This is a genomic window from Mesorhizobium sp. M8A.F.Ca.ET.218.01.1.1, from assembly GCF_004791165.1.
Classification (GTDB): domain Bacteria; phylum Pseudomonadota; class Alphaproteobacteria; order Rhizobiales; family Rhizobiaceae; genus Mesorhizobium.
Window position 1 is genome coordinate 479,131 of record NZ_SRUZ01000005.1, and the last position, 14,018, is coordinate 493,148.

The 14,018-nt window shown below is 63.5% G+C and carries 14 protein-coding genes; 6 read left to right on the top strand and 8 right to left on the bottom strand.

The annotated features are described in order from the left end of the window. The first annotated feature begins 1 nt into the window (after position 1). Genes EN861_RS21000 through EN861_RS21010 form a run of 3 tightly spaced genes read left to right on the top strand, consistent with a single transcriptional unit; the run spans position 2 to position 2,144 of the window. A complete protein-coding gene (locus EN861_RS21000; RefSeq protein WP_127280539.1) occupies positions 2-979 on the top strand; it encodes a homoserine kinase in 978 nt (325 codons plus the stop codon). Next, positions 976-1,509 carry a ribonuclease HI gene (gene rnhA / locus EN861_RS21005; RefSeq protein WP_127873121.1) on the top strand — a complete coding sequence of 178 codons (534 nt, stop codon included), beginning with the start codon at positions 976-978 and terminating at the stop codon, positions 1,507-1,509. Before EN861_RS21000 ends, rnhA begins: the two co-directional genes overlap by 4 nt. Positions 1,510-1,550: 41 nt before the next feature. Continuing rightward, the gene (locus EN861_RS21010) at positions 1,551-2,144 is read left to right on the top strand and encodes a histidine phosphatase family protein (RefSeq protein ID WP_127280541.1); all 594 of its coding nucleotides are present in this window, start codon (positions 1,551-1,553) and stop codon (positions 2,142-2,144) included. On the opposite strand, the gene EN861_RS21015 is transcribed toward EN861_RS21010, so the two are convergent. The 3 genes from EN861_RS21015 to EN861_RS21025 form a co-directional block, all read right to left on the bottom strand. Continuing rightward, positions 2,141-2,617 carry a DUF2938 domain-containing protein gene (locus tag EN861_RS21015; RefSeq protein ID WP_135865342.1) on the bottom strand — a complete coding sequence of 159 codons (477 nt, stop codon included), beginning with the start codon at positions 2,615-2,617 and terminating at the stop codon, positions 2,141-2,143. The genes EN861_RS21010 and EN861_RS21015 overlap by 4 nt on opposite strands. 96 nt (positions 2,618-2,713) lie before the next feature. Continuing rightward, a complete protein-coding gene (locus tag EN861_RS21020) occupies positions 2,714-3,196 on the bottom strand; it encodes a peroxiredoxin (RefSeq protein WP_127280543.1) in 483 nt (160 codons plus the stop codon). Positions 3,197-3,280: 84 nt separating this feature from the next. After that, the gene (locus EN861_RS21025) at positions 3,281-4,087 is read right to left on the bottom strand and encodes a protein-disulfide reductase DsbD domain-containing protein (RefSeq protein WP_135865344.1); all 807 of its coding nucleotides are present in this window, start codon (positions 4,085-4,087) and stop codon (positions 3,281-3,283) included. A gap of 172 nt (positions 4,088-4,259) precedes the next feature. On the opposite strand from EN861_RS21025, the gene EN861_RS21030 reads away from it, so the two are divergent. Then, positions 4,260-4,868: a YqgE/AlgH family protein gene (locus EN861_RS21030; RefSeq protein WP_127281136.1), complete on the top strand. Its 609-nt coding sequence runs from the start codon at positions 4,260-4,262 to the stop codon at positions 4,866-4,868. 25 nt (positions 4,869-4,893) lie between these two features. Here EN861_RS21030 and EN861_RS21035 read toward each other — a convergent pair whose 3' ends face one another. From EN861_RS21035 to thrC, 4 genes are read right to left on the bottom strand one after another with little or no spacing between them, the layout of a single operon-like run. Further along, a complete protein-coding gene (locus tag EN861_RS21035) occupies positions 4,894-7,782 on the bottom strand; it encodes an EAL domain-containing protein (protein WP_127873126.1) in 2,889 nt (962 codons plus the stop codon). A 3-nt stretch (positions 7,783-7,785) separates the two neighbouring features. Next, positions 7,786-8,382 carry a GNAT family protein gene (locus tag EN861_RS21040; protein ID WP_127278135.1) on the bottom strand — a complete coding sequence of 199 codons (597 nt, stop codon included), beginning with the start codon at positions 8,380-8,382 and terminating at the stop codon, positions 7,786-7,788. Between the two features lie 12 nt (positions 8,383-8,394). Next, on the bottom strand, positions 8,395-9,687 hold the full coding sequence (locus tag EN861_RS21045; protein WP_127278136.1) for a pitrilysin family protein: 1,293 nt from the start codon (positions 9,685-9,687) through the stop codon (positions 8,395-8,397). Between the two features lie 14 nt (positions 9,688-9,701). Beyond that, positions 9,702-11,099: a threonine synthase gene (gene thrC, locus EN861_RS21050; RefSeq protein WP_135865355.1), complete on the bottom strand. Its 1,398-nt coding sequence runs from the start codon at positions 11,097-11,099 to the stop codon at positions 9,702-9,704. A 129-nt stretch (positions 11,100-11,228) separates the two neighbouring features. Here thrC and EN861_RS21055 point away from each other — a divergent pair, with 129 nt between their 5' ends. Continuing rightward, on the top strand, positions 11,229-11,954 hold the full coding sequence (locus tag EN861_RS21055) for a hypothetical protein (RefSeq protein WP_127278138.1): 726 nt from the start codon (positions 11,229-11,231) through the stop codon (positions 11,952-11,954). 42 nt (positions 11,955-11,996) lie between these two features. On the opposite strand, the gene EN861_RS21060 is transcribed toward EN861_RS21055, so the two are convergent. Then, positions 11,997-12,686: an HAD family hydrolase gene (locus EN861_RS21060; RefSeq protein ID WP_127278139.1), complete on the bottom strand. Its 690-nt coding sequence runs from the start codon at positions 12,684-12,686 to the stop codon at positions 11,997-11,999. Positions 12,687-12,864: 178 nt separating this feature from the next. Here EN861_RS21060 and EN861_RS21065 point away from each other — a divergent pair, with 178 nt between their 5' ends. After that, the gene (locus tag EN861_RS21065) at positions 12,865-13,998 is read left to right on the top strand and encodes a site-specific DNA-methyltransferase (RefSeq protein WP_127278140.1); all 1,134 of its coding nucleotides are present in this window, start codon (positions 12,865-12,867) and stop codon (positions 13,996-13,998) included. Positions 13,999-14,018: the final 20 nt, after the last annotated feature.

Consider the following 14,018-nt stretch of genomic DNA (forward strand, 5'->3'; position numbering starts at 1 on the left):
CATGGCGGTGTACACCGACGTTGCGGAGGGCGAACTCGGCGCTTTCCTGAAGCACTATCCGGTCGGCGACCTCCTGTCCTATAAGGGCATCGCCGAAGGTACCGAGAATTCGAACTTCCTGCTGCACACCTCCAGCGGTTCCTACATCCTGACGCTCTATGAAAAGCGGGTCGAGAAGGCGGATCTGCCGTTTTTCCTTGGGTTGATGGGCCACCTCGCCAACAAGGGGGTGTCCTGCCCGTTGCCGGTGACCGCGCATGACGGCAGCGTCATCGGCACGCTGGCCGGCCGGCCGGCGGTCATCATCACCTTCCTCGAAGGGCTTTCGCTGCGGCGACCGGCCGCGACCCATTGCGCCGAGGTTGGCAAGGCGCTGGCCGCGCTGCATCTGGCCGGCGCCGATTTCTCTATGACCCGCCCCAACGCGCTCGCCATCGACGGCTGGCGCAAGCTTTGGGACGCGGCCCGCGCCCGCGCCGACGAAGTCGAGCCGGGACTGGCGGCCGAGGTCGATGCCGACTTCGCCGATTTCGAACAGAACTGGCCCAAGGGCCTCCCCAAGGGCATAATCCACGCCGATCTTTTCCCGGACAATGTCTTTTTCCTGGGCGAAAAGCTTTCGGGTCTGATCGATTTCTATTTCGCTTGTGACGATCTCTACGCCTACGATGTCGCCACCTGCCTCAACGCCTGGTGCTTCGAGAAGGATTTTTCCTTCAACCTTACCAAGGGCAAGGCACTGCTTGCCGGTTATCAGAGCGTGCGCCCGCTGAGCGCGGAGGAGAAGGCGGCGCTACCGATGCTGGCGCGCGGCTCGGCGCTGCGCTTCATGCTGACCCGGCTTTACGACTGGCTGACCGTCCCCGATGGCGGGCTCGTCATGAAACGCGACCCGACCGAATACATCAGAAGGATGCGGTTCCATCGGGCGATCAGATCTCCTTCGGAATATGGATTGGCCGAATATGGGGCATCATGAGCAAGCAGGTTGAAATCTTTACCGATGGCGCCTGTTCCGGCAATCCCGGCCCCGGCGGCTGGGGCGCCATCCTGCGCTTCAACGGCGCCACCAAGGAACTCTCCGGCGGCGAGGCCGAGACGACCAACAACCGCATGGAATTGTTGGCGGCCATTTCGGCGCTGAACGCGTTGAAGGAGCCTTGCACGGTCGAGCTTCATACCGACAGCAAATACGTCATGGACGGCATTTCCAAATGGATCCATGGCTGGAAGAAGAACGGCTGGAAGACCGCCGACAAGAAGCCGGTCAAGAACGGCGAGTTGTGGCAGGCGCTGGACGAGGCCAACCGACGCCACAAGGTCACCTGGAACTGGGTGAAGGGCCATGCCGGCCACACCGAGAACGAGCGTGCCGACGAACTGGCACGGGAAGGCATGGCGCCGTTCAAGAAGGGGCCTTTCAGGCCGGCAGTGCTGGCGCCAAAGCCTGATGGCCCGGCAGAGCAGCCGCTGGCTTCGAAGCCGCGTCGTTCTACGCAGAGCTATTGAGCTTCTGTTCGAGGGGGCTGACCGGCCGGAGAGTTTCTGTCATGTCGATCGCCTACTACATCACCCATCCTCAGGTTCAGATCGACGCCACCATTCCGGTGCCGGATTGGGGTCTGTCCGACATCGGCCGCGCCAGGGCGCATGCAATGCTGGACCAGCCGTGGATCGCATCGATCGCGCGTGTGGTGTCATCGGGCGAACGCAAGGCCGTTGAAACCGCCGAGGTGCTCGGGCGGCACCTCGACCTTGCGGTGCAGGTGAGGGAGCGGATGCATGAGAACGACCGGTCGGCGACGGGTTTCCTGCCGCCTCCTGAGTTCGAGGCGGTCGCCGACCGTTTCTTCGCCAATCCGCACGAAAGCATTCGTGGCTGGGAGCGAGCCATCGACGCGCAGCAGCGCATTGTGAGCGAGGTCGAGGCCGTGCTTGATGCCGGCGGCGCCGGAGATATCGCCTTTGTCGGACATGGCGGTGTCGGCACGCTCCTGCTGGTGTCGCTGAGCGACAGCCGGATCAGCCGCGACGCGGATCAGCCGGCGGGCGGCGGCAACTATTTCGCCTACGATATCGGCGCCCGCCGCCTCATCCATGGATGGCGGCCGATCGACAGGGTAGAACAGCCCCTGAATCCTTAGCGGATCAGCAGCGCCGTGCCCCAAAGCCCAAGAGCGAACACCGTGTGCGAGACCAGGTTGAGGGCGCGGATCAGCATCGGATTAGGCCGCTTTGACGCCGCCCAGCCGGCGCCCATGCCTGGCGCCAGCAGGAACCAGCCGGCGCCGATGGTGACGATGCCGAGGATGAAGGCCGGCAGGAAGGTCGGGGCCGCCAACCAGCCCGCGCCCGCCAGCACCACCAGGATGATGCCGTAGACAATGCCGACGAAGTAATGGAAAGCCCAGCCCAGCGCCTTCTCATGGGCGTAGGGCGTGGCATCGCCAATATCGTCGTGAAACACCTTGTGACGCAGATGCCAGACCCAGCGCCCGACCGGCCCCCAGTTCGGCCGTGGTTGGCCGAACGCGTTGTGCAGGAAGAAGGCCCAGATATCCATCAGGACAGTGGCGCCGACGCCGATCGCGATAGCGCGCCAGATGATGTCAAACATCGTTGGAATTCCCCCCGAAAGCCGGCAGTTCTGGAGCGCAGCCGCTTGTTAGGCGAGGCCAGCCGTTGCGACCCCCGCCGGACAGGTCGTCGAAATTCAGAGCTGGCCGAGAATATGAGCCGCGCCGGACTCGTCGACGCCGGGTTTGGTCTCGACATTGAGCGCGGTGACCTTGCCGTCGTCGATAATCATCGAAAACCGCTTCGAGCGCAGGCCCATGCCGCCACCGGAGTAGTCCGCGTCAAGACCGACCGCCTTGGCGAAATCGCCATTGCCGTCGGCGAGGAACAGGATCTTGCCTTCGCCGCCGGTGAAGCGCGCCCAGGCGCCCATGACGTGGACGTCGTTGACTGAAACGACTGCGATGGTGTCGACGCCGCGCGCCAGGATCGCGTCATGGTTCTCGAGATAGCCGGGCAGATGGTTGTTGCTGCAGGTCGGCGTGAAGGCGCCGGGAACGCCGAACAGAACCACTTTCTTGCCCGGGAAAATCTCGGCCGACGTGATCGCCTTGGCGCCGTCGGCGGTCATGGTCTTGAAGGTCGCCTCGGGCAGCTTGTCGCCAACGGAAAGGGTCATGAGTTCCTCGCTTGGGGATTTGGGGAAGGACGGTGCTTGCGTAGCGAACTAGGGGGCTCCCTGCAACTGTTCGGGCAAGCTGGATCAAGGGAAAGGCAGCAGCCCTTCGACCGCGCCCGCCGAACTCGTCAGCGTGTAATGAAGCCCGCCGTCCGTCGGCGTCGTCGAGGGGCGATCGAGGATCGGCACGGTGAAGATCAACTTGCCGTCCTTTTCCGCACGGGAAGGGGTGCCGAACATATAGTCGCGCTCGCCGGCGACGAAGAAATCCGCCGCCTGCGGATCGCCAGGAAAACTCGCCTCGACAACCAGCGTCTCGTGATTGCCCGGCAGCACCTTGATGCCAAAGTCGGGTTTTGCAGCCGCCGGCAATGCCGTGAAACTCGCCTTTACCAATGCCGTGTCGTCGGCATTGTCGGGATCGGCAGCGGGGTCGACGCTCAGCCGTGTCTGTACGGGGATGCAGATGGTTTCACAAATGCCGAGAAAGACGTCGGCATCGATGACGGCTGGCTGGTTCGGCGTCGACAGCGTGAACGTCACCGGCAGCGAAACCGGATAGTTGTAGCCGGCCCATTTGCCATAGCCATCGTCGTGGCGCTGCGGCGCGGGAAACGACAGTGTCGCATCGGCGATATTGGTGCTGGCCGAAATGTCGAGCTGCGGCGGCACGCCGGCGTCACCCGGGTCGCGCCAATAGGTCTTCCAGCCGGGTTTGAGGGCTATGTCGAGGACACCCCGGATGCGGCCGGCGTCGTCCGGCTTGCCTGATGTCACCAGCCGCACCTTGCCGCCTTCGCTGTTGTACCAGGCGGATGAGGAGGCGGTGGCGGGAAGGGCGGTTGCCAATCCGATGGCGGCGCCGAGCAACAGGATTTTCAAGCTTTGCATGGCGGTGATTTGATCGTCCGTTCGTGGCCGCGCAATGATTTCATGGCCGTGCTGATATCATATTTGCGTGACCTTTGTGGGCAAGCCAAGACCGGCCCCGCAATATGGGCTTTGGTCGAATCCGGTACGGCGCATCTTTTCGGCGCCCGGGAAACGCGTTACCCTCCCTGGAATGGATTTGTTGCGCCACAAGAAGACAGCCGCCCGCCGTGGCTTTCTCGACGATCAGTTCCTGATTGCCATGCCTGGCATGAAGGACGACCGTTTCACGCGCTCGGTCATCTACATCTGCGCGCACAGCGATGAAGGCGCGATGGGCCTGATCATCAATCAGACGCAGCAGATGCTGTTTCCGGACCTTCTGGTGCAGCTCGGCATCATGAACGAGCAGGAGGCGATCCGCCTGCCGGCGCAGGCGCGCGATTTCGTCGTGCGCAATGGCGGGCCTGTCGACCGCAGCCGGGGCTTCGTCCTGCATTCGGGTGACTACCGCGTGGAATCCTCGCTCACCGTTTCCGACGACATCTGCCTGACCGCGACGGTTGACATATTGCGGGCGATATCGTCGGGGCGCGGGCCGCGTCGTGCGCTGATGGCGCTGGGCTATTCCGGCTGGGGCGCCGGCCAACTGGAGACCGAGATCGCCGAGAATGGCTGGCTGACCTGCCCGGCAACACCGGAATTGCTGTTCGACGCCGATATCGAGCGTAAATACGACCGGATCCTTGCCTCGATCGGCATCGATCTCGCGCATCTCAGCCTCGCCGCCGGCCACGCGTAACATATCGGGCCGACGCCCAAGGCTTCTAGGCCTGCGTCAGCGGATACTGCTCCTTCAGCGTCTTCAGCACCTGGTCGCCCGGCATCGGCGCGCCGAACATGAAGCTCTGCACATATTCGCAGCCCATCTGGCGCAGCTCGAGCGCATCGCGCTCGTCGGAGATGCCCTCGGCGACGACAGACAGGCCGAGCTCATGCGCCATGTTGACCATGGATTTGAGCAGCACGGCACGCTTGGGCGTGCTGTCGTCGACGAAGCTCTTGTCGATCTTGATGGTGTCGAAGGGGAACCGCGTCAGATAGGCGAGCGATGAATAGCCGGTGCCGAAATCGTCCAGCGACAGGCCAATGCCGAGCTGTTTCAGCTTGGTCAGCACATGGGCCGTCTGTTCGGGATTGTCCATGACCAGGGACTCGGTGAGTTCGAGCCGGAAGCAGCGCGGCTTCAAATTGGCGCGTGCGATCACGGAACGCACATCGCTGACCAGGTCGCGGCGGATGAGCTGGCGGCTGGACAGGTTGACCGAGACCGACAGCGGTGCGTCGCCGATCTGCTTTTGCCATCCCGCGAGATCCTCGGCCGCCTGCTGCATGGCGAACAGGCCAAGCTGCACGATCAGCCCACAGCTTTCGGCGACCGGGATGAAATCGGCCGGCGGGATCATGCCGCGGCGTGGATGGTCCCAGCGCAGCAACGCTTCGAAGCCGGCAACGCTGCCGTCCTCGAGCCGCACGATCGGCTGGTAGGCAAGCGTGAATTCGCGCCGCTCAATGGCGCGCCGCAGGTCGGATTCGAATTGCAGCCGATCTGTGCCGACGGTGCGGAAAGCCGGGCGGAACGGCTCGATCCTGTCGCCGCCAAAACGCTTGGCCTGATGCATGGCGAGCTCGGCGTCCTTGACCATGTCCTCCGCCGAGGTCTGCGCCGAGGTCCAGGTGATCAGCCCGATCGAGGCGGTCAGCACGATCTCGCGCTTGGCAAAGGTGATGGGGTTGTTGATCGCATGCTTGATGGCATCGGCCACGCCGGCGATGCGGGCGGGATCCTGCTCCGACAGCAGCATCAGGGCGAACTGGTCGCCGGCGAAGCGCGACAGCGAATCCTTCGGCTTCAACAGCCGGTGCAGGCGGCGCGCGATGGTGAGCAGGATGGTGTCGCCGGCCGAGATGCCGAGCCCGTCATTGACCTGCTTGAAGCGGTCGATGTCGATGACGAAGACGGTCGGACGCACCTTCTCCTCGGTGCGGGCGATCGAGATGATCGCCTCCAGCCGGTTCATGAACAATTCGCGGTTCGGCAGGCCGGTCAGGTTGTCATGCACGGCGTCGTGCAGCAGCCTTTCCTCGGATTTCTTCTGTTCGGTGACGTCGACCATGGTGCCGACGCAGCGGATCACCTCGCCGTCCGACCCGATGACCGGGCGCGCGCGCAGGGCAAACCAGTGATAGTGCCCGTCGGCGCCGCGCAGGCGGAAATTCTGCGCCACCTTGCCGCGGCGATGTTCCAGAACGACGTCGAGCGTCGTGCGGAACGTGTCGCGGTCATCGGCGTGCAGCACCGGCAGCCAGTTGCGCGCGGCACCGCCCAGGCTGTTGGGAGCAAGGCCGAGCTGGATGCTGACATCGGGCTTGGTCACCACGCGGTCGCGCAGCACGTCCCAATCCCACACCGTATCGCCCGACCCCGCGACGGCCAGCGCCTGTCGCTCGAGATCGGAGAACAGCCCCTGATGCAGCGCACCGCCTGCAAAGGCGTGCTGCATGACGGTGAAGCCGATCAAGAGGATGATCAGGATCAGCCCGCCGCCAAGTGCTGGCTGGGCGATGTCGTTGTCGAGCATGCCGGTGATCGCCATCCACGACCCGCATAGCCATAACAGCACCATGACCCAACTGGGCACCAGCATGATGGCGCGGTCATAACCACGAATGCCGAGGAAGATGATCAGGCCGAGCCCGGTCAGCGCCGTGGCGGCAAACGAGATGCGGGCGATGCCGGCGGCGACCGCCGGATCGACGATGGCGACGCCGGCGATCAGCAGCAGGCCGAGGATCCAGACCAGGGCGCCATAGCTGAAATGGCCGTGCCACCGATTGAGGTTGAGATAGGCGAACAGGAACACCACGAAGGTCGCCGCCAGCGCCACCTCCGTTCCGGCTCGCCACATCTGCTCGTTGCCGGGCGAAATCTCGATGACCTTGTTGAGGAAGCCGAAATCGACGCAGATATAGGCAAGAACCGCCCAGGCGAGGGCTGCCGTCGCCGGGAACATCGACGTTCCCTTGACGACGAACAGGATGGTCAGGAACAGCGCCAGAAGGCCGGCAATGCCGATGACGATGCCGCGAAACAGCGTGTAGGAATTGACCGAGTCCTTGTAGGATTCCGGATCCCAGAGGTAGACTTGCGGCAGCTTCGGCGAGGCAAGCTCGGCGATGAAGGTGATCACCGTGCCGGGGTTCAGCGTCACCCGGAACACGTCGGCATCGGGGCTGGTCTGGCGGTCGAGCGCGAAGCCTTCGCTGGGCGTGATGGCGGCGATGCGCGTCGAGCCGAGATCCGGCCAGAAGATGCCGGAATTGACCAGCCGGAAATGCGGCGCGACGATCAGCCTGTCGAGCTGCTGGTCGGTGGTGTTGGCGAGCGCGAACACCGCCCAGTCGCCGGTCGAGCGGGCGTCGTTGGCTTCGACCTCGATGCGCCGCACGATGCCGTCCGGCCCGGGCGCGGTCGACACCTGGAAGTTCTCACCCTGATTGCGGTAGATCTCGACGGCGCGCGAAAGGTCGAGCGCGACATCGTCGCGGGCAATCTTGATGGGTTCTACGGCAAAGGCCGACGAAGCCGCGCACAGCGTCAGCATCGTCGCCAGCAGAAAGGCGAACAGCGGTCCGTTTCGCAGGAAATTCGTCAAAAATCAGTCCTTCGTTCCAGCGCCCGGCGGATCGTCGGCGATCCGGGCGTAGAGGTAATGGTCCTGCCAGATGCCGTTGATCCTGAGATAGGATCGCAGAAGTCCTTCGCGCCGGAATCCGGCTTTTTCAAGCACGCGGATCGACCTGATATTGTCGGGAATACAGGCGGCTTCGATCCGGTGCAACCTCAGCGTATCGAAGGCGAAGCGGGCCACCACCTTGACCGCGTCGGTCATCAGGCCACGGCCGCCGAAGCGTTCGCCGATCCAGTAGCCGACATGGCCGCTTTGCGAGACGCCGTGACGTATGTTGCCGAGCGTGATGCCGCCCGCGAGCTTGCCGCTCGACTTCTCGAAGATGAAGAAGGCGATCGCCGTTCCCTGTGCATAGTCCTCGCGATAGCGGCTGATGCGCAGGCGCCATGCCGTGCGGTCGAGTTCGTCGGGGGTCCAGCGCGGCTCCCACGGCTCCAGGAACGTCCGGCTTTCGCCGCGCACCGCCGACCACTCGCGATAATCGCTGGTGAACGGCACGCGCAGCGTGACGAGGTTGCCCTTCAGTGCCGGCAGGTCACGGCGAAAGAAAGGGAGCGCGAACACGGCGCTTGGGACTTAGACGGCGAGCCTGCGGGCCGTGGCCTGCGTACCCGGAAGCGAATCGAGGATCGCCTCGTATGGTGCCAGCGTACCCACGGGCCCGACAGCGGTAAGCGTCGGCTTGGTCGAGAACATCCGCGACGACAGGTCGGTCAGGCGCTCGATCGTCAGCGCCGCCAGCCGCTCCATCAACTCTTCCTTTGCGATCGGACGGCCGAAAAGCAGCAGTTGGCGCGCGATCTGCGAGGCACGGCTGGCCGGACTTTCGGCGGACATGATCAGCCCGGCGCGATACTGGGCGCGCGCACGGTCGAGTTCTTCTTGAAGGATGCTCTCGCCGGCCTTCTGCAACTCGTCAATGATGACAGGCACCAGCTTGGCGATGTCGCTTTGCCCCGTGGCGGCATGGACGCCGAATATGCCCGTATCGGAAAAACCCCAGTGGAAGGCATAGACCGAATAGCACAGGCCGCGTTTCTCGCGGACTTCCTGGAACAGACGCGACGACATGCCGCCGCCCAGAATCATCGACAGCACCTGCGAGGCGTAGAAATCGCGCACATGATAGGCGCGGCCCTCGAAGCCCAGCACGATCTGCGCGTCCATCAGGTCGCGGTCCTCACGGAAATCGCCGCCGACATATTGCGCGTATTGCGGAATGGTGCTGTCGGCCTTGCTGCGGAAGCCGCCGAGCCGGTTTTCGACCTCGCGCACGAACTTGTCGTGCTTGATGTCGCCGGCCGCCACGATCACCATCCGCTCGGCGCCATACTGGCGTTCGATGAAATCGTGCAACTGCTTGGAGGTGAAGGATTTTACCGTTTCGGGCGTGCCCAGGATCGAGCGGCCGATGGTCTGGTGGCGGAAGGCCGTCTCGGTGAAACGGTCGAAAACGATGTCGTCGGGCGTGTCGTGCGCGGCGCCGATCTCCTGCAGGATGACGTGCTGCTCGCGCTCGAGTTCCTGCGGGTCGAATTCGGACTCCTGCAGGATGTCGGACAGGATGTCGACGGCCAGCGGCACGTCGTCGGAGAGCACCCTGGCGTAGTAGGAGGTGGTCTCGACGCTGGTGGCGGCATTGATCTCGCCGCCGACGTCCTCGATTTCCGAGGCGATCTCGAAGGCGCTTCGCCGCTTCGTCCCCTTGAACGCCATGTGTTCGAGCAGATGGGCCATGCCATGCTCTTCTTCGCGTTCATTGCGGGCACCCGACTTGACCCAGGCACCCAAGGCAACCGATTCGATACTTGGAAGGGTTTCGGTGGCGACTGTCAGGCCGTTCGACAGACGGCTTACCTCAACACCCATATGGCTCGTACTCCCTAACGCGCCGCCCGCGCACGGCGGCTGACGTAATCTTCCACCATTTTCAGGTCGGATGGAAGTACCGTGTATTTTTCCTCAAATGTCATCAATCCCCCTAGCCATGCGGGCAGGGCGGGCGAGACACCGCTGGCGGCCTCGACGGCGGCCGGGAATTTCGCCGGATGTGCAGTGCCCAGCACCACCATCGGCACGGCGCCCGATGCTTTGCCGGCCGCGACATACATGGCCGCGGCGGTGTGCGGATCTAGAAGATAATTGCTGCCCGCGAGCGTCGAGCGGATGGTGGCGGCGACCTCGTCCATATCGGCGCGGCCGGCATCGAATTCGGACCGCATCCCGGCAATTTCCCGGGCTTCGATGGTGAAAGCGCCCGATTGCTTCAGGCCGGCCATGTAGCGCCGCACCGTCGCCGCATCGCGGTTTGATGCCTCGAAAAGCAGGCGTTCGAAGTTCGAGGAAACCTGGATGTCCATCGACGGCGAGGTGGTCGCAAAGACGCCCTTGGTGCGGTATTCGCCGGTCGCGAAGGTGCGAGCCAATATGTCGTTGTCGTTGGTGGCGATGACCAGCCGGTCGATCGGCAGGCCCATCTTCTTGGCGGCGTAGCCGGCGAAGATATCGCCGAAATTGCCGGTCGGCACGGTAAAGGAGACCGGCCTGTCCGGTGCGCCGAGCGACAATGCCGAGGAGAAATAATAGACGATCTGGGCCATGATGCGCGCCCAGTTGATCGAATTGACCCCCGACAGCGACACCCGGTCGCGAAAGCCGTGATCGTTGAACATATCCTTCAGCAGGCCCTGACAGTCGTCGAAATTGCCTTCGATCGCCAGTGCATGGACATTTTCAGCCTTCGACGTGGTCATCTGCCGCTGCTGCACCGGCGAGACGCGGCCATGCGGGAACAGGATGAAGATGTCGGTGCGGCTGCGCCCGGCAAAGGCGTCTATGGCCGCGCCGCCGGTATCGCCCGACGTGGCGCCGACGATGGTGGCATGCTGGCCGCGTTCGGCAAGCACATGGTCCATCAGCCGGGCAAGCAATTGCATCGCCACGTCCTTGAACGCCAGCGTCGGCCCATGGAAGAGTTCGAGGACAAAAGTGTTGGCGCCGGTCTGGACCAGCGGGCAGACAGCCTCATGGCGGAAGGTGGCATAGGCTTCGCGGACCAGGCGCTCGAAGACCGGTGCGGCGATCTCGCCGCCGAGGAACGGCGTCAGCAGGCGGATTGCAAGGTCAGGATAGGCAAGGCCACGCATGGCGCGGATCTCGGATGACGAGAAGTGTGGCCATTCGCGCGGCACATAAAGCCCGCCATCGCGCGCCAGGCCGGCCAGGACGGCGTCGGAAAATCCAAGCGAGGGCGCTTCCCCGCGGGTACTCACATAGTGCATGTCACAGATCCGTTTGCCGCCTGTTTTTCCGTTCACCACAAGGTGGTTAATTTCTGCACCGGCTGTAGTCGCATTTTTGCCGCGCGGTTGATATACGTCACCAGCTTTGCGAGAGGGAAGTGCAGTTTCATGGCGTTTCGTATATCAAGTGGTCGCTTTTTGGCGGGTCTCGCGCTCACGGGCTTTATGCTTGCCGCCGCCGGCTGCCAATCCGGCGACAATGGCATCTTGAACCTCGGTTTCGGCAAGAAGGACCCGACGGCGCCACCGCCGCCGCAGGACCCCAAGGTGCTGGCCAGCCAGCTGAACGCCTACTGCCCAAGGGTGACGGTGCGCGATGGCACGGCGTTCTTCAACACCTATGTCAACGAGGCCCGGAAGCCCAAGCCGAAGCTCAAGAAGACCGGCGACGCCGCTGCGGATGCAGCGGCCCAGGCAGCGGCTGACGCCGCCGCCGCTACTCCGCCCGACGATTCGGCGAGGATCATTTATCAGGCATCGATCAGCGACGTGACCCGCGATTGCAGCCGTGCCGACGGACAACTGACGATGACGATCGCGGTTGCCGGCAAGATCGTACCAGGGCCGAAATTCACTCCGGGCACCATCACCATGCCGATCCGTACCGCGGTGATGCACGGCACCGACGTGCTTTATTCGCAAATCCACCAGTATCAGGTCCAGGTCACCGATCCCTCGGTCGCGACCCAGTTCGTCTTCACCGATTCCAATATCGTCGTACCGGCGCCGACGGCTGCGGACTATCAGGCCTATGCCGGTTATGATGAAACCGCGCCCAAGGCTACAACCGACAAGTCGAAGCGCAAGAAGAAGAAAGCCGCGGCAACGAACTGAGCGGCCCTCAGCGTGGCGTGCGTCCGGTCGGGCGCACGCAGCTCAAGCATTCGCAGACCACTCCGACAGCGCCGCGATAACGCTTTTCAACTCCGCCCACCGCCGGATCACCGTTTCGGCGCCGGCCTCCGTCAGGGCATCGGCGTGGCCGGGATAGCTGTGGCTCGCGCCCGTAAAACCGATCACGCGCATACCGGCGGCCGTGGCGCCGGTGACGCCGTGCACGGAATCCTCGATGACGAAGGTGTTCGCCGGGTTGGCGCCGAGCTTTTCGGCGGCATGCAGGAACACGTCCGGGGCCGGTTTGGTCTTTCCGGTGGGCGTCTCCAGCGCCGAGAAGATGCGTCCGGCGAAGAATGGCAGCAGATGCACCTTCTCCAGCATGAACTCGATCCGCTCCGAACGTGAATTGGAGCAGATGCAGCGTTGCGTCGTGACCGAGGCGACCGCTTCCCGCACGCCTTCGATGGCACGAACGTCGCTGCGCAGTTTGCGGTCGACCAGTTCCTCGGCGCGATCGATCAACGAGACCTGGAACGGGATCTTGGACTTCTCCTCGATCCGCATCAGTATGTCCTTGAAGGTCAGGCCCGCATAGGTCTCGGCAATCTCCTCCGCCGAGACTTCATATCCGGCCAGGGTGATCAATTCGGCCTCGACCCGTGCGGCGATGATTTCGGAATCGACGAGCACGCCGTCGCAATCGAAGATGACAAGGTCTGGCTGGGGCATGATGATCCGGACGATGGAGGATGGAGAAATGGCCGCTCAGGGCTCAAGCGGCGCGGCATACACCAATGGGCACGCCTTCGCAAACTCCTGCACCGGATCGATAAAGCTTCACCGAATATTTACGCTGATCGGTAACCATAACGGGGAGTAAACAGTAACGCGTGCCTTGGGTGTAAAAATGTCAGCCGTGCGTCTTCTCGACGAGCTCTCCCATGCTCCCCAGCAATCCGAATGGCTGGACACGATCCTGAAAGGCGACTGTGTCGCGGCGCTCGACCGCCTGCCGGAAAAGTCGATCGACGTCATCTTTGCCGATCCCCCCTACAATCTGCAGCTCGACGGCGATCTGCATCGTCCCGACCAGTCCAAGGTCGATGCGGTCGACGACGACTGGGACCAGTTCGAGAGCTTCGAAGCCTATGACGCCTTCACCCGCGCCTGGCTGCTGGCGGCGCGCCGCGTGCTGAAGCCCAACGGCACGATCTGGGTCATCGGCTCCTACCACAACATCTTCCGGGTCGGCGCCAAGATGCAGGATCTCGGCTTCTGGATCCTCAACGACGTGGTCTGGCGCAAGACCAATCCGATGCCGAATTTCCGCGGCCGCCGCTTCCAGAACGCGCATGAGACGATGATCTGGGCCTCGCGCGATCAGAAGGGCAAGGGCTATACCTTCAACTACGAAGCGCTGAAGGCGTCGAACGACGATATCCAGATGCGCTCCGACTGGCTGTTCCCGATCTGCACCGGCGGCGAGCGCTTGAAGAACGACAATGGCGACAAGCTGCATCCGACACAGAAGCCCGAGGCGCTGCTTGCCCGTATCATGATGGCCTCGACCAAGCCGGGGGACGTCGTGCTCGACCCGTTCTTCGGCTCCGGCACGACGGGTGCCGTGGCCAAGCGCCTCGGCCGCCACTTCGTCGGCATCGAGCGCGAGCAGGCCTATATCGACGCCGCCAATGAGCGCATCGATGCCGTGCGGCCACTCGACGAAGCGGATCTCACCGTGCTTACCGGCAAGCGCGCCGAGCCGCGCGTCGCCTTCGTCAGCCTGATCGACACCGGTCTGGTGACGCCCGGTGCCACGCTCTATGACGCCAAGAAGCGCTGGGCCGCCAAGGTTCGCGCCGACGGCACCGTGGCGATCGGCGACAGCGCCGGCTCGATCCACAAGATCGGCGCCGAGGTGCAGGGGCTGGACGCCTGCAATGGCTGGACCTTCTGGCATTATGAGCGCAGCGGCGGACTTACCCCCATTGACGAACTGCGCCGCATCGCCCGCCTCGGCATGGAGCGGGCAGGGGGCTGACTCCTGCCGCTTATTCGTTG

Excerpts from the sequence above, each read along its gene's own strand:
- EN861_RS21000 (WP_127280539.1), top strand. The coding sequence starts at position 2 with ATGGCGGTGTACACCGACGTTGCGGAGGGCGAACTCGGCGCTTTCCTG.
- rnhA (WP_127873121.1), top strand. The coding sequence starts at position 976 with ATGAGCAAGCAGGTTGAAATCTTTACCGATGGCGCCTGTTCCGGCAAT.
- EN861_RS21010 (WP_127280541.1), top strand. The coding sequence starts at position 1,551 with ATGTCGATCGCCTACTACATCACCCATCCTCAGGTTCAGATCGACGCC.
- EN861_RS21015 (WP_135865342.1), bottom strand. The coding sequence starts at position 2,617 with ATGTTTGACATCATCTGGCGCGCTATCGCGATCGGCGTCGGCGCCACT.
- EN861_RS21020 (WP_127280543.1), bottom strand. The coding sequence starts at position 3,196 with ATGACCCTTTCCGTTGGCGACAAGCTGCCCGAGGCGACCTTCAAGACC.
- EN861_RS21025 (WP_135865344.1), bottom strand. The coding sequence starts at position 4,087 with ATGCAAAGCTTGAAAATCCTGTTGCTCGGCGCCGCCATCGGATTGGCA.
- EN861_RS21030 (WP_127281136.1), top strand. The coding sequence starts at position 4,260 with ATGGATTTGTTGCGCCACAAGAAGACAGCCGCCCGCCGTGGCTTTCTC.
- EN861_RS21045 (WP_127278136.1), bottom strand. The coding sequence starts at position 9,687 with ATGGGTGTTGAGGTAAGCCGTCTGTCGAACGGCCTGACAGTCGCCACC.
- thrC (WP_135865355.1), bottom strand. The coding sequence starts at position 11,099 with ATGCACTATGTGAGTACCCGCGGGGAAGCGCCCTCGCTTGGATTTTCC.
- EN861_RS21055 (WP_127278138.1), top strand. The coding sequence starts at position 11,229 with ATGGCGTTTCGTATATCAAGTGGTCGCTTTTTGGCGGGTCTCGCGCTC.
- EN861_RS21060 (WP_127278139.1), bottom strand. The coding sequence starts at position 12,686 with ATGCCCCAGCCAGACCTTGTCATCTTCGATTGCGACGGCGTGCTCGTC.
- EN861_RS21065 (WP_127278140.1), top strand. The coding sequence starts at position 12,865 with ATGTCAGCCGTGCGTCTTCTCGACGAGCTCTCCCATGCTCCCCAGCAA.